At 50.4% G+C, this 21,617-nt stretch carries 18 protein-coding genes; 4 read left to right on the top strand and 14 right to left on the bottom strand.

The window, feature by feature from the left end; all coding sequences use genetic code 11:
- Window positions 1-4: 4 nt before the first annotated feature.
- The 14 genes from nrdG to N7U64_RS09600 all read right to left on the bottom strand — a co-directional run bounded on the left by nrdG (window position 5) and on the right by N7U64_RS09600 (window position 17,208).
- Complete coding sequence (nrdG, locus tag N7U64_RS09665) at window positions 5-463, bottom strand: anaerobic ribonucleoside-triphosphate reductase activating protein (RefSeq protein WP_318929649.1); 459 nt, start codon at window positions 461-463, stop codon at window positions 5-7.
- Window positions 438-2,279, bottom strand: coding sequence for an anaerobic ribonucleoside triphosphate reductase (locus N7U64_RS09660; protein WP_318929648.1), 1,842 nt, complete (start codon window positions 2,277-2,279; stop codon window positions 438-440). Before N7U64_RS09660 ends, nrdG begins: the two co-directional genes overlap by 26 nt.
- 265 nt (window positions 2,280-2,544) lie before the next feature.
- On the bottom strand, window positions 2,545-4,584 hold the full coding sequence (locus N7U64_RS09655) for an ATP-binding protein (protein ID WP_318929647.1): 2,040 nt from the start codon (window positions 4,582-4,584) through the stop codon (window positions 2,545-2,547).
- 108 nt (window positions 4,585-4,692) lie between these two features.
- On the bottom strand, window positions 4,693-5,223 hold the full coding sequence (locus N7U64_RS09650) for an AAA family ATPase (RefSeq protein WP_318092564.1): 531 nt from the start codon (window positions 5,221-5,223) through the stop codon (window positions 4,693-4,695).
- Between the two features lie 43 nt (window positions 5,224-5,266).
- The gene (locus N7U64_RS09645) at window positions 5,267-5,953 is read right to left on the bottom strand and encodes an LrgB family protein (RefSeq protein ID WP_318929645.1); all 687 of its coding nucleotides are present in this window, start codon (window positions 5,951-5,953) and stop codon (window positions 5,267-5,269) included.
- Window positions 5,940-6,329, bottom strand: a complete 390-nt coding sequence (locus N7U64_RS09640) for a CidA/LrgA family protein (protein ID WP_318929644.1) — start codon at window positions 6,327-6,329, stop codon at window positions 5,940-5,942. Before N7U64_RS09640 ends, N7U64_RS09645 begins: the two co-directional genes overlap by 14 nt.
- Before the next feature lie 177 nt (window positions 6,330-6,506).
- Window positions 6,507-8,330, bottom strand: a complete 1,824-nt coding sequence (gene mutL / locus N7U64_RS09635; protein ID WP_318929643.1) for a DNA mismatch repair endonuclease MutL — start codon at window positions 8,328-8,330, stop codon at window positions 6,507-6,509.
- Window positions 8,331-8,344: 14 nt separating this feature from the next.
- Window positions 8,345-10,876 (bottom strand): DNA mismatch repair protein MutS, encoded by a 2,532-nt coding sequence (mutS, locus tag N7U64_RS09630; protein ID WP_318929641.1) that lies wholly within the window; start codon window positions 10,874-10,876, stop codon window positions 8,345-8,347.
- Between the two features lie 66 nt (window positions 10,877-10,942).
- The gene (locus N7U64_RS09625) at window positions 10,943-11,380 is read right to left on the bottom strand and encodes a RicAFT regulatory complex protein RicA family protein (RefSeq protein WP_012369946.1); all 438 of its coding nucleotides are present in this window, start codon (window positions 11,378-11,380) and stop codon (window positions 10,943-10,945) included.
- Window positions 11,381-11,495: 115 nt separating this feature from the next.
- Window positions 11,496-12,317, bottom strand: coding sequence for a DNA-3-methyladenine glycosylase 2 family protein (locus tag N7U64_RS09620; RefSeq protein ID WP_318929638.1), 822 nt, complete (start codon window positions 12,315-12,317; stop codon window positions 11,496-11,498).
- 12 nt (window positions 12,318-12,329) lie between these two features.
- Window positions 12,330-13,598 (bottom strand): DUF445 domain-containing protein, encoded by a 1,269-nt coding sequence (locus N7U64_RS09615; protein WP_318929637.1) that lies wholly within the window; start codon window positions 13,596-13,598, stop codon window positions 12,330-12,332.
- 116 nt (window positions 13,599-13,714) lie between these two features.
- Complete coding sequence (locus tag N7U64_RS09610) at window positions 13,715-14,002, bottom strand: hypothetical protein (RefSeq protein ID WP_012369943.1); 288 nt, start codon at window positions 14,000-14,002, stop codon at window positions 13,715-13,717.
- A gap of 129 nt (window positions 14,003-14,131) precedes the next feature.
- Window positions 14,132-15,589: an NAD(P)/FAD-dependent oxidoreductase gene (locus N7U64_RS09605; protein WP_318929636.1), complete on the bottom strand. Its 1,458-nt coding sequence runs from the start codon at window positions 15,587-15,589 to the stop codon at window positions 14,132-14,134.
- Entirely contained in the window at window positions 15,586-17,208 is a 1,623-nt protein-coding gene (locus N7U64_RS09600) for a DUF3153 domain-containing protein (protein WP_318929635.1), read from the bottom strand. Before N7U64_RS09600 ends, N7U64_RS09605 begins: the two co-directional genes overlap by 4 nt.
- A gap of 546 nt (window positions 17,209-17,754) precedes the next feature.
- Between N7U64_RS09600 and N7U64_RS09595 the strand changes: the two genes are divergently transcribed.
- From N7U64_RS09595 to N7U64_RS09580, 4 genes are read left to right on the top strand one after another with little or no spacing between them, the layout of a single operon-like run.
- A complete protein-coding gene (locus tag N7U64_RS09595) occupies window positions 17,755-18,750 on the top strand; it encodes a siderophore ABC transporter substrate-binding protein (RefSeq protein ID WP_318929633.1) in 996 nt (331 codons plus the stop codon).
- Window positions 18,751-19,770, top strand: a complete 1,020-nt coding sequence (locus N7U64_RS09590; protein WP_318929631.1) for an ABC transporter permease — start codon at window positions 18,751-18,753, stop codon at window positions 19,768-19,770.
- 8 nt (window positions 19,771-19,778) lie between these two features.
- Complete coding sequence (locus N7U64_RS09585; RefSeq protein WP_413230435.1) at window positions 19,779-20,834, top strand: iron chelate uptake ABC transporter family permease subunit; 1,056 nt, start codon at window positions 19,779-19,781, stop codon at window positions 20,832-20,834.
- The gene (locus tag N7U64_RS09580) at window positions 20,831-21,583 is read left to right on the top strand and encodes an ABC transporter ATP-binding protein (protein ID WP_318929628.1); all 753 of its coding nucleotides are present in this window, start codon (window positions 20,831-20,833) and stop codon (window positions 21,581-21,583) included. The genes N7U64_RS09585 and N7U64_RS09580 overlap by 4 nt, the downstream gene beginning before the upstream one ends.
- The last annotated feature ends 34 nt before the right edge of the window (window positions 21,584-21,617 follow it).

Below are 21,617 nucleotides of genomic sequence, written 5' to 3'. Positions count from 1 at the left end.
TTTTTTATTCGAGAAAGCGGCGGAGCTGTTCCCTGTTCAAAATCCGTTGATTGGTACTGCCGCGAATGGCTAAAGAGTGATCGTGAAGTCTCTGGATATACCGACCATCAATTAAACAGTCCACTTGTGACAGGATTTGTCGGGCCTGTGTATCATCAAGCAACTGTTCGAGCCGGTAACCGGTAAACAGATAGATGTCATAGCCGGTCAATGCGTGGACCAGTTCGGATAACGCCTGCTGTTGCAAAAATGGTTCTCCGCCGGAAATCGTCACCCGGTACGAACCCATCTGTTGAATCTGTTCAATGACTTGCTCCACGCTACAGTCCTCTCCGCCTTCAACTGCCCAGGAATCCGGATTATGGCAACCGGGACAATGGTGGGGGCAACCGGCAAAAAAGACGACCGTTCGCAGACCCGGACCGTCGACGACAGAATCAGCGAGAATCTGAAGCAGCCGCATGTTTCACCCGGTCCTGTTCTTCCGCCCGCTTGGCAGGATTCCACCGGTCCATCGTCCCGACCAGATAACCGGTAATCCGGCGAATCCGTTCAATCTCTTCCCCGCCGCACACCGGACATGCTTGTTCCATTGTCTGTTCCGTCCGGCACGTCAAACACCGGTCAATCGGATGATTAATCGAACCGTACCCGATGCCCGATTCCGCCATCAGCCGGACGATATCTTCGATGGCTTCCGGATTTTCAGCGAGTGCCCCGTCCGTCTCGACATACGTGATGTGTCCGCCGTTACATAAGGCATGAAACGGTGCTTCGAGCCGGATTTTTTCCCGGATGGTCACGTTCGTCCCGACCGGCAGATGAAACGAGTTCGTATAATACGGTTTATCGGTCACACGTTCAATGACACCGAATTGTTCTTTATCTGCAACCGTGAATTTACCGGATAATCCTTCTGCCGGTGTCGCCAGGACGGAAAAATTCAGACCGGTTTTCTCCCCGTACTGATCGGCAATCGTCCGTATCAATCGAATCAAGGCTTGACCGATTCCGTGAGCAAGTTCCGATTCCCCGTGATGTTGCCCCGTCAGGACAATTAAGGCTTCCGCCAAACCGATGAACCCGACAGACAACGTTCCTTGCCGTAAAATGGGTTCGACCCGGTCGGATCCAGCAAGCGTCTCTCCGCCGCGCCAGATATGCCGGTACAAAAAAGTAAACTCATCGGCCGTCCGATTGGCTTGATAGTGATAACGTTCCAACAATTGTTCACAAATCAAAGTCGTGTACGTGGTAACGGCTTCAAACATCCGGTCAATACTTTGTGTCATCAAAGCGAGACGGACGAGATTCAGACTCGTAAACGACAGGTTTCCCCGCCCGACGACGGACGCCCGGCCTTGCCGGTTCTCAAGAACTCGCGTCCGGCAACCCATGTACGCCACTTCTGTGTCCGGCGCATCATCCGCTGATTGATTGAACGGGGCATCGAGAAAGGCGAAGTTCGGAAATAACCGTTTTCCTGTCACTTCGGTCGCCAATTGAAATAGATCGTAATTGGGATCCGTTGCATTTAGTGTCACCCCGGCCTTGATTTTAAAAATTTGAATCGGAAAAATCGGGGTTTCGCCTTTTCCAAGTCCCGCCCGTGTCGCTTCAAGTAGGGCGCGAATCAACATCCGGCCAAACATCGACGTATCCGTTCCGTAATTAATCGAAATAAAGGGAACTTGACCGCCGCCGCGTGAATGCATCGAATTCGTGTTATGAATAAACGCTTCACAGGCTTGATAGGTCATTTCGTACGTTTCTGACATTGCGTAGGCTCGCTTGCGCCGATTTGACCATTTCGGGACCACGTCATGAATTTTCTTCAATTGACGTTGAAAGGTTTTTTCGACAAACGGAGCTAGATCAAAATCGAACATCGGATAGGATTGCCCGCCGTGTTGCATATTCTGATTCGCCTGCATGATAATGGCGGCGAGTGCCAACGCCGACCGGATATCCTGTGCCGGACGGATGGATCCATGGGCCATGGTAAATCCATCTTGTAACAACCGGCCGAGCGGCAGTTGGACACAGGTCGTCGTCCCGGTCACGTAATAGTCGGCATCATGGATGTAGATGATGTTTTCAGCAAGCGCCTGTTTCGCTTCCGTTGACAGCAGCATATCCTGCATCATCTGTTTTGCAGCGACACCGGCAAGACGGTTCAGCTTGCCGAGCGGCGATTTTCCGTCGACATTAGCATTTTCCTGCATCTCATCCGTTGACGGATGCTCCACGATTTGTTCGTATAGTGTCTGTACGTCCATCTTCATCTCTCCCTAAATTCGTGTGGTTTCTGTCTGTATCCCCACTATAGCGAGAGCTTTCCGAGACCGGCAATCCCTGCATATCTGAAACGATTTGCAAGGAAAACGGGTATTTCGTCACGAAATGTTTTCAAAAATCCGAATGACATCCGGTTTCATCGATGTTTAGTCACTCCTTGTTCGTTATGAGGAAACTCACTATGAACGAAAAAAGACAGGACAGAAAAAGTGGAGGGTTCTTTCCACACTTTCTGTCCTGTCAGATTCAATCCATTTCAATCAATGTATCCGAAACACTTGGCAATAACACCTTAAACACGGTGCCTTCCCCTAAGATCGATTCGACGTCGATGTTTCCGTCATGTGCCCGAACGATTTCCTTACAGATTGATAGACCCAGACCCGTCCCACCGATTTTCCGGCTGTCGGAATTGTCGACCCGGTAAAACTTGCTGAACAGGTGCGGCATCGCACTGCTTGGAATACCGAGACCAAAGTCGCGGACACTCAATTCAATCTGATTGTGATGGTGTGTCAGCGAAATGACGACATCGCCACCGTCCGGTGAGTATTTGATCGCATTATTAACCAGGTTACCGATTAACTGTTTCATGCTGTTTTTATCGGCATTGACCAAAAACTCGTGTGCTTCGTCCACATCCAGCTGCAAACGGTGCTTTTCTGTAGCCGCCTGATAAAAGCGCGTTTGTTCCCGAACCGTATCAATCAAATCAAAGACTTCTTTTTCATAGGACTGTCTGCCCGATTCCATCCGCTGGACATTCAGGAAATCACTGACGAGATCGGTCAGGCGTTTCGACTCATCGTGAATCGTCTGTAAATACCGTTTATTCCGTGCCGGATCAAGATCACGTTTCAGCATCAATTCCGTAAAACCGTAAATGGAAGACAATGGTGTCCGCAGTTCATGGGAAACCGTTGAGACCAGTTCCGATTTCATCCGGTCGACTTCCGTTTCTGCCGTCACGTCACGGAACACAAGAATCGTTCCATCTGATTGATCCCCTAGTTCGATTTTTTCCGCATACACTTGGATGAAGTATTCCCCTTGATCGATCGACAATGACAGCATACCTTCCGGAAGTTCACCGTTCAAGACTTCTTCAAAGTACGCCTCAAACGCTTCCTGTTGGTCGACCTGCTCGAACATCGTTTCCGGACGGACTTCAAGAAATGTCATCGAATCATTGTCTTCCTCGACCTGCAGGGATTCAAAGATATCAAATAAAGCCTGATTGCCTAAAATCGTTTTCTCATTATGTTTGATATAGAGGATGGCTTCACGGACCGAATTGAGCAACTGGGCGGTTTCCCGGCGCTCCTGCTCCATCTGTTCATAAAGTGACATCCGCATCAAGGAAATCGCGATTTGTTTGGAGAAAGACTCCAGTTCACTGAGATCACTTTTGGTAAAGGCATCATCGAACCGGGCCAGGTAAAGACAGGCGATGAGTTCTTCTTTTGCCGGATCCATGAGCGGAATGACGGCTTCATAGATATAGTACGGGTAATTGAGTAAACGGTCATCCGCCACTTTCTTCGACGAATTGGCCGTTTCTTTTGAAATCATGACCCGTTTCAGCAGCAAGGATTCCGTTTTCAGACTTTCCTGCTGTTCCTCCGTCATCTCTTTCGGGACGACCGATGAAATCTCATTGTTTTTAATCAGCAACAAGGCTCCAAATTCGGTTTTCGTCAGTCGAACGATCGTGCTGATGACCGACGAGTAATCAAACAAACTTTCCTTTGAGGCGAGAGTTTCAATCAGTTCATTCCGGTCCTGCAGATGCAATTCATTGGAACGCGTGATTTCAAGTGCCCTTTCCAATTCATTTTGCTTATTTTTCAACGCCTGCTGATTTTGTTCCATTAACTGATTCTTCCGTGACAGTTCCGTATGTTGCGAGGAAATCGATCCGGCCATCCGGTAAAACGATTCCGTCAGTTGACCGACTTCATTTTCGACCAACACATCGTGTTCGAGGGAAATCGATTTCCCTTCCGCCAGTCGCTGGCTTTTAATGTTCAGTTCATGTAACTGCATCGTCAAGCGCCCAATTAACGGCCGGACTATGAATAATAAACAGACAAGAAAAATCAATAAGTTCAAAAACCAAAACCATTGGGTTTGTTGCAGTTGATCAAGAACCTGCTCTTTCGTCTGACCAGCCGAATTGTCGATATACAGATAACTGGCGACAGATGTGAATACACTCCAGGCAAACACGCTGTAAAAAACGGCCATCAGCTGTCTCCCCAGTTTTTCAGTCATCCATTGTTTCATATTGATAAATGCCTCCTACTAAAATCCAAAAATAAAGGTGTGATGCGAAACAACTGTTCCGCATCACACCTTTATTTCCCTTAATCTTACGGTTTCAATCCTGTGTCTTCAGCGCTGCGGCGGCAATAAGTGCAGATTACACCGTAATCCGACAGCCTCGACGATTTGCCGCTTCGACATACCGTCCGTTTCGATATGATGTGAGAAGAGCGGATCGGACAGTTCCCGCAACCGCTCTTCAGCCTGTTTCCCGCCCCAGGACTGTCCGCGTTCAAACCGGCTTCGCAACCGGCGTCTGACGGTTTTCGGACTCGCCATCAACGTCACGTGATGGACCTGATGCCCGGTTTTTCTTAAGGCACCGACGATTTCCTCAAAATAACCGGAGTTCGTTAATGTCATCGGGACGATGATGACGGCAGACGCCTGATCCAGCTGTTCGAGCAGGAGCAGATTCAAGCGGCGCCAAAGCGGCTCATCCTGAAAATCACCTGTCTGCTGTTCTTGCGGAAGCTGTTGCCGCAACAGTTGACCTGTCAACTCGGGATCAAACAGATGTGATCCTTTGATGCGTTGCTGTAACCCGTGTGCAGCCGTCGTTTTACCGACACCAAACGTTCCATTGATCCAAATAATCATTGTCAGGGTTCACACCTTTATCTTTCCTCTGAAGGAGTTTTCTTTAATATACAATTTGAATAATCCATGGTGCAAGCACACTGGCAAGAACAGCTGTCAAAACCATCGTCAGCAGACCGACTGCGCCTTCGCGTTGATCAAGACTCATTGATTTCGTTGCCCCCATGACGTGAGCAATCGAGGCCAGTCCGACACCGCGTCCGACGAAGTGCCGGATCCGGAGCCCGGTCATCAACCGTGGCCCGACAATCGAACCGACAAGCCCGGTCACAAGCACGAACGTCGCTGTCAACGCCAGCGTCCCGCCGGACCGTTCCGAAATCGCCAAGGCAACGGGTAACGTAACCGATTTCGGCAATAATGCCAAGTTGGTCGCCCGGCCCAAATGCAGCAACAGACCAAGCAGCAGGTCGGATGTCAAGGCAATCAACGTTCCGATCCCGACACCAAGCGTAATCTCAGGTAAAAACTTCCGGACATGATGGCGGACCTGATATAACGGAATCGCAAAGGCCGTAATCGCCGGTCCGAGCATCCGTGATAAATATTGTCCGCCTGCCATATAGGCGGCATGTGTTGTGCCGCTGATCGATAAAATGACAATCACAGCCGCCGTTACGGTCAGAATCGGTAAAGTCCAGACGAACGGAAATGTCCGGTATAACCAAAACGCACCGCCAAACAGCAATGTCGTCAACACCAGCCAAAACAGTGCTTCACTCACGGACATCAATCCCCTCTTTGCGACGGGCCAATCGATCGACGAGGAATGCGGATCCCGTTAATGTCAACAGACTGCTGATGATTAAAATCACCAGGACTTGAAGACCGGATTGACGCATGAACACCGTGTAGTCCATAATGCCGGACAAAGCCGGAACAAAAAATAACGGCATGACGAGCAACAGCAACCGTCCTCCCCGCTCGACGTAATCAACTTTAAGCAGACGGCTTTTTAATGCCAGATACAATAAGATCAATCCGATGATATTTCCCGGTAACGGTAACTGCAATCCTCTACTCACCATATCCCCGAGCATGGCGAAACCGGAGATGAGGATGATCTGCAGTAGAATCGTTACACTTAACAATAGTTTTGAACGCATTCTGATTTCCCCTTGTTTAACGTATTCGGGTCTTATTATCCTCCTCACTTTGTGAACAATCAATGAAATAACCCCGATTCGTTCAAGTAACCGTTCTCACACCGTTTCTGTCCTTTTTCTGTTCTAGCACAAAAAAAGAAGAGCCACCTGTCGTAAGACAGGCATCTCTTCTCTTCGTTACATGACGCGTTTAAACAGTTTTTCCAGTTCATACGTCGTCCATTCGATGATGACCGGCCGACCGTGCGGACAAGTGAACGGCATCTCGGTTTTGGCGAGGTCAACGATTAACTGCCGCATCATCTCATGATTCAGTGGATGATTCGCTTTGATCGATTTTTTACACGCCATCATGATTGCCGCATCTTCCCGGTACGTTTCAAGATCGATCTTGCGTTTCATCAACGCTTCATCCATCAGTTCCTGAATCGTCTCCTCCTGCCGGTGCGACGGGAACCAGGTCGGAACTTCCCGGACGATGAAACTTTGGGGACCAAAGGCTTCGAGCTCAATCCCGACATCACGGAGGAGCGGCAATACTTCGTCCATCCGCCGCATGTCGTCACTCGCAATCTCAAACGTATACGGCAGCAGTAACTGCTGTTTCTGCTCGAGCGGACGACCGAACATGACTTTATACGTCTCGTATTTAATCCGTTCCTGGGCGGCATGCTGATCAATCAGATACATTCCGTCCGCACCCGAACAGACGATATACGAAGAATGAAGCTGACCGATGACATCAAGATGCGGAAATTTCGGACCCGTCGCGACCGGCTCATCTGTTTGTTCCGGTACCGGCTCATCCGGCATATCGATCGATGGATCCGGTGGTTGAATCCGGTTGGCTGACGGGACATGTTCGTTCCCCGCTTCCGTCCGTTTCGGAATCGGATAATTCCAAACGGATCGCGAAGACAATTCCTCAACCGGCTCCGCCACGTAGGAAAATTCCAACTTTTCCTGCGCACTCGGATCTTTTTTAGGTTTTGGCGGTGTCACTTTCGGAATCAATGTCTGCCGGCTGAGCGTTAAGCGAATCGTCTCCTGAATCAGTTGACAGAGTTCCGCTTCCTTCGATAAACGGACTTCCCGTTTCGCGGGATGGACATTAACATCAATCAGCAACGGATCCATCGTCACTTCAATGACGGCAATCGGAAAACGACCGATTGGCAGCAAAGTGTGATAACCGTTTAGAACGGCCTGTGTCAGAGCAAAGTTTTTCACCGAACGTCCGTTTAAGATCAGGGTGATGTAATTTTTCGATGCCCGGGTCACTTCCGGCTTCACGAGATGACAGGTCAGTTGATAATCGGCCGTCGTGCCGGTTGCAACAAGTGTCCCCTGAATCGTCTGATGCCCGTAGACACTGGCAAGCGCCTGCCGGACATCCCCCGAACCATTCGTCTGAATCAAGACTTTCCCTTCATGGACCGCATACAGCTTGACGTCCGGATGGGCAAAAGCGACCCGGTTCAGAATGTCCGTGATGGCTGCCAGTTCCGTATGCGTCGTTTTGAGATACTTCAGCCGGGCCGGTGTATTGAAGAATAATTGTTCGACCGTCAGCTCTGTCCCCCGGTTCATCGCAATCGCCGACCGATCCGTCAGCCGTCCGCAATCAAGCGTCAGCTGAATCCCTTCCTGCTCTTCCCGTTTCGTCTTTAAGGTGACCTTACTGACGGATGCAATCGAGGCCAAGGCTTCACCACGGAATCCAAGCGTCTTGATCCGGAATAAATCATGTTCATCCTTGATTTTGCTTGTCGCGTGCCGGACAAACGCCAGTTCCGCGTCTTCCGGATAAAAACCGTGCCCGTTGTCACGGATCGTGATGCGTTTCATTCCCGCTTCTTCGAGTTCGACATCAACCTGTGTCGCTCCCGCATCGAGTGCATTTTCCACCAGTTCCTTGACGACGGAGGCAGGCCGTTCGACGACCTCACCTGCCGCAATCCGGTTCGCAAGCGAATCGGACAGTTCCCGAATGATTCCCATGCCGGACGACCTCCTTATTTTCTCGCTTCCGCCTGCAGACGGTAGAGCGTGTTTAATGCTTCAAGTGGTGTCATATTGATTAAATCCAGTCTCTGGACCGTTTCCCGGACCGGGTCCGTCTCAGCAAAGAGACTGAGTTGATCGACCGGTTCCGCCTGAACGACCGGCTCTTTCGGTGATACGACGGTCCGTTCCTCTGTTTGCTCGAATTCCGATAACAGGACTTCCGCCCGGGCAATCAAGGCATCCGGTAAATCAGCCAGACGGGCAACGTGGATTCCGTATGATTGATCGGCTTTCCCGTCCCTTACTTCATGTAAGAAGACGACCCGTCCATCCTGCTCGACAGCCCGGACATGGACATTCGCGAGACGCGGCATCGAGTCCTCAAGGACCGTCAACTCATGATAATGGGTCGAGAACAGAGTCTTCGCCCCGACGTGCTCCGCGATGTGCTCGACGATGGCCTGTGCAAGCGCCATCCCGTCATATGTCGATGTCCCGCGACCGATTTCGTCGAGGAGAATCAACGAACGGTCCGTTGCCCGTGTCAACGCTTCCTGCGTCTCGACCATCTCGACCATGAAGGTCGATTGACCGCTGACTAAATCGTCCGCTGCCCCGATTCGCGTGAAGATTTGATCGAAAATCGGTAACTCGGCCCGGCTTGCCGGGACAAACGATCCGATTTGATGCAATAAGGCAATCAAAGCAAACTGGCGCATATACGTCGATTTACCGGACATGTTCGGTCCTGTGATTAACAGCATTTCCCGGTCTTCATTCAGATTGATGCCGTTCGCAACATACTCCCCGCGTGGCAATACCGTCTCGATGACCGGATGTCGCCCGTTTTCGATCATTACGTTCCGACCCGTCAAGGTCACCGGTCGGACGTAATCATGCCGTTCAGCGGTTTCCGCCAAAGCGACGAGAACATCAAGTTCGGCAATCCGCCGGCTGACCCGTTGCAGACTTTCGATGTGTGTCTTCACCTGATCGCGGACCTGACAAAACAGTTCGTATTCCAGCGTAATACTTTTTTCCTCAGCTCCGAGAATCAGTGCTTCCTTCTCTTTCAGTTCCGGCGTCACATACCGTTCCGCATTCGCAAGTGTCTGTTTCCGTTCGTAACGCCCTTCCGGCAACAGTTTGGCATTGGCCCGCGATACTTCGATGTAATAACCGAAGACCCGGTTGTAGCCGATTTTCAACGTCTTAATCCCCGTCGCTTGCCGTTCACTGGCTTCAAGCGTTGCCAGCCACGTCTTCCCGTCTTTTGACGCCACCAGTAATTCGTCGAGCGCCGGATCAAATCCGGTCCGGATCATTCCGCCATCTTTCGTCGAAATCGGTGGAGCCTCGACAAAAGCACGGTCGAGCAGATCGGTTAATTCATCGTGCGGATCAAGTCCAAGTGCCAGCTGTCCGAGCCGGTCACTGAGTAATTCTTCCAGTGCCGCTTGAATCCGCGGAATCAGACGCAGCGTTGACTTCAACTGGACGAGATCGCGGGCGGACGCCGTCCCGTATCCGACTTTTGCGACCAATCGTTCCAAGTCATAGACTTCCCGCAACGTATCCTTCAACTGTTGACGCTCGAAATAATGAGCCAACAATTCTTCGACGGCATCCAGCCGCTCGGCAATCGTGTGTTGCGAAAGCAACGGTTTTTCGAGCCAGCGCTTCAGCATCCGGCCACCCATTGCCGTACCCGTGACGTCAAGCAGTCCCAGTAACGATCCTTTTTTATCGCCGGTCCGAGCAGACCGGACCAGCTCCAGATTTTTGACCGTATTCGGTTCGAGCTGCATGAAGTCGGTCGCTTCGTAAACGATGGCCGGTTGCAGATGGGCAAGCGATCGTTTTTGCGTATCATGCATGTAGGCATAGAGCACAGCAAAGGCATCTGCTTGTGCCGCATCAATCGCCCGGTCGCCGTGCGGATGGGTTTCCCGGCGCGTACTTTGTGTCAACGGAATCTGCAAGTGGCTGAGTGCCGCCTCGTGTTCACTTGACGTGACGACAATTTCACGCGGCAGGATGATACTCAATTCTTTTGCCACGGCATCAAGTGTCGCAACACTCGTCAAGGCACTTTCACCGGTCGAAACGTCGCCCCGGGCAATCCCGAATCGTCCGTCCTGTTCGACGACGGCGACGAGATACCGGTTTTCTTTTTCCGTCAACGAGGACATCAGCGTTCCCGGTGTAATGACTTGGACGACTTCTCGTTTAACGAGACCTTTCGTCAGCTTCGGATCTTCGACCTGATCACATAAAGCCACCTTATAACCGCGTTCGATCAATTGTTCGATATAGCCGTTTGCGGCATGGTGCGGTACACCGCACATCGGAATCGGGTGTTCGGCATTCTTGCCGTTTTTCGCTGTCAGCGTCAATTCCAGTTCATGCGCCACTTGTTTGGCATCTTCAAAAAATAATTCGTAAAAATCACCTAACCGATAAAACAAAAAGGCGTCCGGATAGTCGGCCTTAATCGAAAAATATTGTTTCATCATCGGTGTGTTATGGACTGCTTCCATGCTGTTCACCCCATTCGCGTAAAAAGCCGACGGGAATCCGTCGGCTTTTCCCATTCAATTCATTGATTAATAGCCGCAACCGCCGCTTTTATTTTCCGCTTCCATCCCGCTGCCTGTTTTCCCCGCCAGGACATCACCGTCTGTCGCTTCGATAATTTGATCCGTGATTCCGTTTGAAATCGTTACCGTCACGTATTGAAGGAGTCCGTTGACTTCTTCCTGTGATTCCTGGAATTGCTGGACGACCGGCATTTCATCGAGTTCTGCGAATAATTTATCCAGTTTTGCTTCGACACGTGCCAAAGCTTCCGTTTTGCCGTAGTGCTGGCAGTTGACGGCTTCTTTTTGCAGGAACTTGATTTGTTTCATCATCTTTTGAACTTTTTCGTTCCCGTTGATGTTGGCTTCAGCGGCTTTGAATCGTTCCACCTCTGACGTTTCGGAAATCATTTTCGCGATTTCATTGGCCTTTTCGATGATTTGTTCATCTGTGTACATATACATTCGTCCCCTCTATCGGAAGCGGTGATTCCGCTACGCTTATCGTATCTGCGAACGATGACTCGTTCTTAACGCATTCATTATACCGTTCTCATTGAGGGGTGACAAGAATAGTTCCTTATTCAATCGACCGCCATAATAAATACGCAGCATGACTCCGATACGGGGCAAATTCTTCCGCAAGCAGAACCGCTTCCTCGACACTCGGGCGTGTACCGTGCAACCGCTCAAACGCTCGCAAAATACCGATATCCGATGCCGGAAACAGATCTTCCCGTCCGTAACCGAACATCAGGACATTTTGCACCGTCCAGGGACCGACTCCTTTTAAGGCAATCAGCGTCTCGGCAATCGTGGCGTCTGGCGCTTCCGTCAGCCGCTCGAAATCGATTGCGGCCCGTGCGGCACCAAGCAAATAGTCGACTTTCCGGCCGGATAGTTGCAATGCCCGAAGCTGTTCCGGTTCGACATTCACCAGTTGCTCTGCCGTCGGCGGGAAAATTACACCGTTTTGTTCCGTGCCGAACGTCCGGCAGAAGCGTTCCATCAGCACTTGCGCAAATGCCAGATTAATCTGTTGATGGATGATGGACCGGATCAGTGCCATAAACGGATTAATATCCAGGACCAGCCGCTCCGCTCCGAACGTCGCCACGACTTCTGAAAGCGACGTCTCTGAGAGGTGCTGACTTGGGTTCGTCGTATCCAGACGAAACCGACGGCGCAACAGTTGCACCATCGGTTCCTGTGGACCTTCTCCGGATAAGAGCAGTTCGCGGGAACCGACTGCTTCCACCTGACCGATAAAGTTCCCTTCCGGCAACATAACCGGTACGAACAACCGCCCGTCCCGTTCAACTTGTAGCCGGTCACCGCGAAGCCGCTTCCGGATTCCGGCAAAGTCATAGTCGTCTTCTAACCGTAAGTTCTTCTGCCACATACCATCGCTCCTTCAACCAATGAATAGTTTGATTCCACCGAGAATCAGACCGATGAAAAAGCCGCAGATTGCACCGTTGACACGAATCCATTGCAAATCATTCCCGACTTTATCTTCAATCATATGAATCAATGTCTCTGTATCAAAACGGTTTAAGTTTTCCCGGACCAAACCGCCGATTTTTTGATGGTTTTGATCCACGAATCGGACGAGCTGATCTTTCATCCAGCGGTCACTTTCTTCTTTGAACGTCGGATGCTGATCCCACTCGTTCAGCGCTTGGTTCATCAACGGTAAAGCACGATTTTCCCAGAAAGAATCAGATGCCAAGTACGTTTTCAGTTCCTCAATTCCTGCCGTGTAGGCCCGGTTCAAGACCGGTTGCAAATCAAACCGATCCACTTCCGCTGCTTTCCATTGATCGATTTTCGCAAGCCGCTCTTCGTCTTGCGTCAATTGCGCCAAATTCCGGCGGACGTGATCAAGAATCGCCAGACGGTTCGGGTGATGCACCTGTTTCATATCTTCAATTACACTCAGCAGGACCGATTGAATGACAAGGCTCAACCGTTCTTCCGAGTAGACTTTTTGTACCGTCTTCGCCGTAACGCGTAAAAAGGTGTTTTTTTCCTGATCAATCATCGCGTGATACGCCAAACGACCGATTTGATCCCGAATAACCGGATCTTCGAGCAGGCGTTGTCCGTATCCGAGCAATTGATCGATTGCCAGCTCATCGAGCCGCCGTTCCTCGTTTAATCCCATCAGCCGTTCTGCCAACCGTTTCGACGGATACGCTTTAACCGTATCGGAAATCCGGTCATCGACGACTTTCAGAATCGCCTCTTTCGGCAGTTTGTGTAAAATACCCGTCAGCAGTTCCGTCACCGTCGAACGAAATGCCGGCAACAGGACAATCGAACGCAATAATTTGATGAAACGGTCGGCGAGTGTCATATGCCGCAACTTTTCGACGATACTCTCTTTATTGAGCAAATCTTTCTCGAGCATCTGGACGATCGACTCGATAACTCGTTCCCGGTTTTTCGGCAACAGGTTCGTATGGGGAATTTTCAGTCCGAGCGGATGGCGGAATAACGCCGTGATGGCGAACCAGTCCGCAATTCCGCCGACGAGACCTGCTTCAAAGCCGCTTTGCAGCCAGAACACCCAGTTGTTTTCTTTAAACGGCAACGAGGCGATAAAGCCGACTGCCATAAAAATCAGGGACACGGTCGCAAGACGCCGCGTCGATGATTTGGGTTTTAGTTGTTGTTGCAAGATGGTTCCTCCTTCTCGCTGCGTTTTTTTGTTATACTTCGTATACGTTTTGAAACGGATACAAGTTTCGACATGAAAGAGTCCCAGCCTCAACCGGACTGGGACTCATTATGTAGTTAAAACGTAAATTCACCGAAATTTTCGCCGTCCCATGTCGCAGTCGCTGTCGACACAAAGTAGACGAGTCCGTTTCCGAACGTATTTTCCATCAATGAAACAATCTGATGACCGGCTGTCTGTTCGACGAATGCCAATCGGACTTCTTCTTTTCCTTGATAAATTCGTTCATAGACGCTTAATCCCCGGGCATTGATGAAGGTGCGGGCGTTTGTAAAAATCAACGGCCCGACTTCCGGGCGACGTTCTTGAATGAAATGTTGACACTTGTCCTCAAACTGATTCAATCTCGTTCACTCCTTCTCTCTCTTTTTTCTCTCATGATTATGTACTTCCCGTCTCGCCTCAATCATAATCCTGTTCTCTAAAAAAAGCGACCATCCGGCCGCTTCTTTCACGATTTACCAAATTCATGCTTAAATCTTCACACCAAACTCGCGGGCGACATGAATCGCCGATGTCGTCGCCCCGATTGTCCCGGCACCTGGAAATACGGTGTCACCGATGATATAAAGTCCCGGCACCCCCGTCCGAAATGAGGCTGCCCGAAACAGACTGGTCGACGGTAACTGCGGATAGCCGCCAACACCGCCGTCCGGACGTGACGTATAGCGGACCCAGGCACCCGGTCCTCCAGGATGACGTTCGATGACTTGACTGCTGAAACCGGGAAATTCGCGTTCCAAAATCGTTTCGAACGTTTCCTGCATGGCTTTAACTTGCCGGTCATATTGCGCACGGTCGTCGCGTGCGAACTGCCCGATTGGAATATGGCAGGACATCGTCAATGTCCGACACCCGATTGGTGCCCGGTTGAGATCTCCCGGTCGAGATAACGAGATGAACGCATGACCCGACGGTAACATCGGATCGTGTATTTGCCGAAAGGCCTGATCGTCTTGAATGATTGTCTCGGGAATCGCCGCGTAATACGTAAACGTCGCCCACTGCATCAAGTCAGCCTGCCGCTTGTACGTCCGCTCTAAAACCGGTCGTAACGACGGTCCGACCATTTGCTGCACCGCTTCAATCGGTACAGCACCGATGACGGCATCGGCCAGTAAAAGTCGTCCCCGCCGGTCTTCCAGTAAAAAGCCATCCGCCGTTTGGCGGACTGAGACGATTTTACGACCGAGCAATACGGTCGCCCCGTCCGCTTCAGCAGACGCTTTCAGACGTTCGGCGACTTGATACAGTCCACCAGGAACATAATAGGCGCCGTCGTGATAAATCGATAAAGCCACGGCTCCAAGCAATGCCGATGCTTCCTTCCCCGTCTGCATGCTGTCTAGTAAAATCCCGTCAACCAATTGGGCAAAAATCGTCCCGTCCAACTGATGTTTCCAGAGCAGGTCACCTATCGTCCGTGTCAGATAAGGCAACAGCGGCAGACTTGCTTTCGTTTCTTTGACGACCATCCGAGCATCATCCCATGTCTTGAGCGGCAACGCCGGTAAGGCCTGCATCAACGGTCGGACGTGCCGCTGAATCCGGTCCACTTCGTCAAAAAAGTCTTGAATCGCGTCTGTCTGATGGCGGAACTGTTCCTTCAGATGACGAATGAACCGTGTACGGTCGCGGTAATAGAGGATGTCGTGTCCCGGAAGTTTAATGGTCATGACGGTATCGAGCAGTTCAACAGGCTGGTCGATTTGCAGGTGCCCCAACACCCGTTCATGAATGCCGCCTGACTCAAAACCCATTCCGAGCGTTGCACCGACCGGGTAAGTGAAATCTTTCCGGGTAAACTTCCCCGCCGATCCGCCCCATTCGCGACTCCCCTCGCACAAGGTGACGTCATGTCCGTGTCGAGCAAGTAAGGCGGCTGCGGTGACCCCGGCTATTCCGCCCCCGATGATGGCAATCCGTTTCATGACGATTCCTCCTCTGTTTCTGTCACCAGATTTTCTTTAAACAAGAAATTCCGGACTTCCTTAAACACCGGTTCGCGGCGGTGAATCGTAAAGTGATCATACTTATAAGATTTCGTTTGGATATTATCCGTATACGCATCGAGTGCAAACGAACTTTTAAGCGGAATCAAATTGAAGTCCCCGCCCTTCGCGCCAAAGGAATAGACGAGTACATCACGCGGCCAAGTATCGAGCCGGTCTTTCAGATTTTTCATCGCCGCTGAATTCTCGGCTAAATCCTGAATCGCCGGACTGTTTGTATTCGTTCCGAACGGAGCAAGCGTCAGCCCGAGCGTCGCATAATCGGAACCGCTGATCGGCGCATCAAGTGTCACGAGTTTTCGGACATGATACGGGATGTCTTCTTGCAGCGTGTAGGCGACGACATCGACTCCTCCCATACTGTGACCGACCAGTTGGATATCGGTGAAGGTCGCCCGTTGTTTCCGGTCATACTGTTCGATCGCTGCACTGAGCCATTTTTGTTGATTGGCAAGACTGGCTTCGTCATCTTCAAAAACGATCCGGACAAGCGGATAGCCGGTCGTGGACGGTTTAACATCACACACGACTTTTCCGTTCCGTGAGACGTCACATCTGCCGCCGTCATCCGCCAGCTTCTTTTTCGTAAAATTATCAATCATCGGCAGAAAGGTCCGCTCGGTTCCAAACAACCCATGGACCATGAAGGTCGGTGTGATTTCACCGACTTGTGGCGTGACAATCTGTTTCGTCGGCGGTGGGGCACTCGATGTCTCGTCGGCAAAGAACCACCACGCACTGCCTCCGACAAGCAGACAGACAAGGACCGAAATACCAATCGTCTGCAATTGTTTGCGCCGTAATTTCCGGACGTGATGCACAATCCAGAACACGAGCAGACAGAGACCAATCAACAGCACGATACCGGTAATGATCCAGCCGGTCGGATTCGGAACGTAAGCAATCAGTTGTAACTGGTTGGCCTTCGTCCCGTACAGTTTCCACGAGACATTGTTATGATTCGCCCAGTCGATTTTTTCCCCGTTTTGCAGACCGATCACTTTCGGTCCGTGCAGGTTGATTTCGATATCCGCCTGACGGAGATAACGATCGGCTAATTTTTTGACCTGTCCGGTCGGCTGATACCCTTTAATATTCAAACGATCGATACTTAAATCAATGTTCGTATCCAACCGGTACGTATTAAACCAAAATCCTTTTTCCTGTTTGACTTCATACGTCGTATCCGGCGGAATCAGAATACCGCCGATACCCGTTTTCCATTCATCTTTAATCGTCGCCAAGTCTTCGAATTTTGCAAATTTCTTTTCCATCCGGATGCCTTCATAATCATCCTGCGTCTTAAACGTTTCTGCCGCATAACCGTTCTTCTCGGCCTGCTTGGCATACTTACTCCAGTCCGGGTTCAAGTTAAGTAGTCGCGCCACCGGGTGCTCTTTTGCGGCATATGTCGTTTTTAAGGTCACACTTTTGTCGGTATGGACCGTCGCATCGTACTGGATCCGGATACAGCCCCCAAGTACCAGCGCCATCAAGGCGAACGACAGTACAATGAGTTTTTTTCGTTTGCTGATCAAACTGTCACACGCCCTTTCTCTCTTTTGTCGGTTCTTGTTTCTTTTCCCTAACTCGTCAGTCCTCATGCTTCAAAATAGGATTGTCCAACAAAATGTAACAGACCACAAGCACCGATCGTTTTATCGGGCAGGACAAAAAATCCTTTTCTCATTCCGCGCTTTCTACTTTTCCAAAAAAACATTTGTTGATTCCATCGGTTCATAAAAAACCGATTAGGTTCCAGGCGAGTAATTTAATTCGATTGTTTTTGCCATTATAGCAAGTCTTTCGCCGGTTATCAGTAAATGATCGGCTGCTCCTGCAACATATGACTTTCGAGTAACCGTTTCATTTTTTATTTTTATATAGTTTATAGAAATAAAAAATCGACAACTCCGGTAAATGGAAATTGTCATTGCATCTCCAATTTTTGTCTGCTATCATTCAGTTTGAAGATGACAATGACAATGATAATCATTATCAATAATTCTGTGAGGAATTAATCCACCTACATATTCACGGAATTGATGGGAGGCATTGTCCAAATCAAAAGGAGATGAATGAGAATGGGCACAGTAAAAACATCGATGGTGATCAGTTCACTCGCCGTCCTACTCGCCGCGTGCGGCACAGCGAACGAAACGACTACGACGGACAGCAAGAAATCCGCCACGAAAACGATCGACATTACAGACGCACACGGTACGGTCAAGGTACCCGTAAAACCAAAGAAAGTCGTGGCACTCGATAACCGGACATTTGAGACACTCGCCGCCTGGGATGTCAAACTCGCGGCTGCTCCGGTCGGACTGTTGCCGGCGGAATCACCTTACGCCAAGGACAAGGACATCGTCGACGTCGGAATGCACTTCGAACCGAACCTTGAAGCGATTGCCGGGGTTGATCCGGATGTCGTCATCGTCGGTCAACGCTTTGCGGATTATTACGATGATATTAAAAAACTGGTCCCGGAAGCCGCAGTCATCGATCTCGACATCGAACTGCCGGAACAATCCGGTACGCCCGGTGAATTGCTAGTCAAAGGACTCGAGGATACGACACACACGCTCGGACAGATTTTTGCCAAGGAAAAAGAAGCCGACCAACTCGTCACGACGTTTGAACAATCGATTCAGGACGTGAAAAAATCATATAACGGAACAGACAGCGTCATGTCCGTCATCGTCTCGGGCGGCGATATCGGTTTCTCCGCACCGATGAGCGGTCGGGTCTTCGGACCGATGTATGACATATTCGGCTGGAAACCGGCCCTGGAAGTCAAACAAAAATCAGGTAACGATCAAGGAGACGAGGTGTCCGTCGAAGCCATCGCTCAAAGCAATCCGGACCGGTTACTTGTCTTAGACCGTGACGCTCCTCTCGGAAACGCCAAAGATGCTGTTCCGGCGGAAGATGTCATCGATCGTGCACCGGCGCTTCAACAGACAACAGCCGTCAAAGAACAGCGGATCGTCTATACGCCTAAAGATATGTACTTAAACGAATCGATCCAGACCTATTCGGAATTTTTCCAAAGCGTATCGAAAGCGTTTGTGAAGTAAATGGAGCAGGTCAAGCCGCAACAAGTGAATGGAAGTGTTGAGCCGAGTGCCCGACCTTCCTTTTCTGTCGTTTGGACGCCGCCGTTCATCATTGCTCTCCTGATAATCGGTCTGCTTGCCGTTACTTCCCTGTTGACCGGAGTCTATGAACTCAGCAACACGGCGAATGACTTTTCTATGTTTTGGATTACACGTGTTCCGCGAACAATTGCCCTGATGCTGACAGGCGCAGCGATGGCGATGGCGGGACTCGTCATGCAGCTGATTACACAGAACCGGCTCGTCGAACCGACGACGACCGGTACGATTGAATGGGCGGGACTTGGACTATTGACTGTTTATCTGCTTGTCCCGGCACCGACACTGATGATGCGGATGACCGGTGCCATTGTGTTTGCCTTTATCGGCACGATGATGTTCTTTTGGTTCCTGCGTTCGGTCAAGCTTCGGTCTTCGCTGATCGTACCGATCATCGGACTGATGCTCGGCGCTGTCATCTCGGCCATTTCCACCTTCTTAGGTTTATACTTCCGGGCGAGTCAGGCACTGGAAGGCTGGTTCGTCGGATCGTTTTCATCCGTCCAGATCGGTCGCTATGAATACTTATGGATAATTGTCGGGGTCACGTTTTGTATCTTTTTTCTCGCCAATCGTTTAACGTTGGTTGGTCTCGGTGAAGATATCGCGACCAGTCTCGGCGTTCATTACAATCGTCTGATGATAATGGCAACAGGTCTGATTGCCTTGTCCGTCGGCATCGTTGCAACGGTCATCGGAAATTTACCGTTTCTCGGTCTGATCGTGCCGAACCTTGTCTCGATGATGCGCGGAGATGACTTGCGCAGTAACTTGCCATGGGTCTGTGTCATCGGGATGGGGACGGTTCTCATCAGTGATTTGGTTTCGCGGACGTTGATCCGCCCCTTTGAACTGCCGGTCTCACTGATCCTTGGAACAGTCGGGGCAGCAGTCTTCATTCTCATCCTGTTGCGGCAACGAACAAGAGGAGGTATCCGATGAATACCGTCATGCATCGAAAACCAAAACCCTACCGAAGTGAACGAACAACCGCTCATACAAGTGACCGGAACGCTTCTGCCTTCCCGTCCAAACGACATGCACGCCGCTACTGGATCTTGTTGTCCCTGTTTCTGTTCGGTGGACTGCTCTGTTCCCTTGGTCTCCTGCTCTACAACAATCCGGTACCCGTTCAGTCACCGTCCTTTTGGCCGGTCGTCGAACGCCGAATCACAGCCGTCACGACGATGGCGATTGCCGCACTCTGTCAAAGTCTCGCCACCGTCGCCTTTCATTCGGTCACGAATAACCGGATCATCACGCCGTCCCTGCTTGGATTCGATGCGCTGTACTCAACGATTCAAACGTCGATGATCTTTTTCTTTGGTGCAGGGGCTCTGATCGGTTTTTCAGGGACGGGAGCCTTTTTGACACAAGTCGGTCTCATGCTCGTGATGAGTCTATTGCTCTACGGATGGCTGTTATCCGGAAAATATGCCGATTTACAACTCCTGTTGCTCGTCGGTATCATCCTCGGCACCGGTCTGAATTCGCTCGCCAGCTTCATGCGGCGGATGCTCGACCCGTCCGAGTTCGATATTTTGCAGGCCCGATTGTTCGGTTCGGTCACGAACGCTGATGCTGCCTATTTTCCGATCGTGATTCCGGTCGTCCTGATCGTCAGTATCTTGTTATTCCTGTCGGCGAACCGTCTGAATATCGTCGCCCTCGGAAAGGACGTCGCGACGTCGTTCGGTGTCAATCACCGCCGGAGTGTGCTCTATATCCTCGTCCTTATTTCCCTGCTCATGTCGATGTCGACGGCACTGATCGGACCACTGACGTTTTTCGGTTTTCTTGTTGCCACACTCAGTTATCAGGTCGCTTCCACGTATGACCATAAGTACGTCTTGCCGATGGCCTTTTCGATTGGTTTTCTCGTTTTGACGAGTGCTTATTTCTTTATGTATCATATTTTCAATGCACCGAGCGTCGTCTCCGTCATCATCGAACTGTTTGGCGGTCTGATTTTCTTAACGGTGTTATTACGAAAGAGGTCCTTATGATTAAATTAAAGCAAGTCAAAAAAACGTATACGGATCATGTCCAGATCGGTCCGCTTGAGTTAGAGATTCCGAAGGCGGGTCTGACCGCACTGATCGGACCGAACGGCGCCGGTAAATCGACGACACTGATGATGATCGGTCGTCTGTTGCAACTTGATGAAGGACAGATTCAAGTCGCAGGACTCGATGTCTCAAGCACGAAGTCAAAGGATTTGGCAAAAATCATGACGATTCTTCGTCAGGAAAATCATTTCGTGACCCGGCTGACGGTTCGCCAACTGGTCGGCTTCGGCCGGTTTCCCTACTCACAAGGGCGAATGACACTGGAAGATGAGAACATCACGTCAAAATACATCGACTTTCTTGACCTGACACCACTTGAGAACCGTTACCTCGATGAACTGTCAGGCGGACAACGCCAACGGGCTTATGTCGCGATGGTCTTGTGTCAGGAAACGGATTACGTGCTGCTGGACGAACCGCTCAATAATCTCGACATTGCCCGGTCTGTTCAGATGATGGGCTATCTGCGTCATGTCGCGGACGAACTCGGACGAACGATCATCACCGTCCTGCATGATATCAACTTCGCCGCAAAGTATGCCGACCATATTTGTGCGATGAAACATGGACAGATTGCTGCATTCGGTACGGTACAGGAAATCATGGTCGCAAACACGCTCTCCGATATTTTTGAGACCGATCTCGAGATTATTGACGGACCATACGGACCGATTGCCGTTTATTGAAATCAAGCATGAGGAACACTAAAAAGGGACGGCG

The sequence above is a fragment of the Exiguobacterium sp. K1 genome, assembly GCF_033721435.1.
Classification (GTDB): domain Bacteria; phylum Bacillota; class Bacilli; order Exiguobacteriales; family Exiguobacteriaceae; genus Exiguobacterium_A; species Exiguobacterium_A artemiae.
Note: the sequence above shows the minus strand (reverse complement) of the source record. Positions and strands in the feature narration are given on the sequence as shown.

What these genes read in the sequence shown, in the direction of transcription:
- nrdG (WP_318929649.1), bottom strand. Translation starts at nt 463, where the DNA reads ATGCGGCTGCTTCAGATTCTCGCTGATTCTGTCGTCGACGGTCCGGGT.
- N7U64_RS09660 (WP_318929648.1), bottom strand. Translation starts at nt 2,279, where the DNA reads ATGGACGTACAGACACTATACGAACAAATCGTGGAGCATCCGTCAACG.
- N7U64_RS09655 (WP_318929647.1), bottom strand. Translation starts at nt 4,584, where the DNA reads ATGAAACAATGGATGACTGAAAAACTGGGGAGACAGCTGATGGCCGTT.
- N7U64_RS09650 (WP_318092564.1), bottom strand. Translation starts at nt 5,223, where the DNA reads ATGATTATTTGGATCAATGGAACGTTTGGTGTCGGTAAAACGACGGCT.
- N7U64_RS09645 (WP_318929645.1), bottom strand. Translation starts at nt 5,953, where the DNA reads ATGTCCGTGAGTGAAGCACTGTTTTGGCTGGTGTTGACGACATTGCTG.
- N7U64_RS09640 (WP_318929644.1), bottom strand. Translation starts at nt 6,329, where the DNA reads ATGCGTTCAAAACTATTGTTAAGTGTAACGATTCTACTGCAGATCATC.
- mutL (WP_318929643.1), bottom strand. Translation starts at nt 8,330, where the DNA reads ATGGGAATCATTCGGGAACTGTCCGATTCGCTTGCGAACCGGATTGCG.
- mutS (WP_318929641.1), bottom strand. Translation starts at nt 10,876, where the DNA reads ATGGAAGCAGTCCATAACACACCGATGATGAAACAATATTTTTCGATT.
- N7U64_RS09625 (WP_012369946.1), bottom strand. Translation starts at nt 11,380, where the DNA reads ATGTATATGTACACAGATGAACAAATCATCGAAAAGGCCAATGAAATC.
- N7U64_RS09620 (WP_318929638.1), bottom strand. Translation starts at nt 12,317, where the DNA reads ATGTGGCAGAAGAACTTACGGTTAGAAGACGACTATGACTTTGCCGGA.
- N7U64_RS09605 (WP_318929636.1), bottom strand. Translation starts at nt 15,589, where the DNA reads ATGAAACGGATTGCCATCATCGGGGGCGGAATAGCCGGGGTCACCGCA.
- N7U64_RS09595 (WP_318929633.1), top strand. Translation starts at nt 17,755, where the DNA reads ATGGGCACAGTAAAAACATCGATGGTGATCAGTTCACTCGCCGTCCTA.
- N7U64_RS09590 (WP_318929631.1), top strand. Translation starts at nt 18,751, where the DNA reads ATGGAGCAGGTCAAGCCGCAACAAGTGAATGGAAGTGTTGAGCCGAGT.
- N7U64_RS09585 (WP_413230435.1), top strand. Translation starts at nt 19,779, where the DNA reads ATGCATCGAAAACCAAAACCCTACCGAAGTGAACGAACAACCGCTCAT.
- N7U64_RS09580 (WP_318929628.1), top strand. Translation starts at nt 20,831, where the DNA reads ATGATTAAATTAAAGCAAGTCAAAAAAACGTATACGGATCATGTCCAG.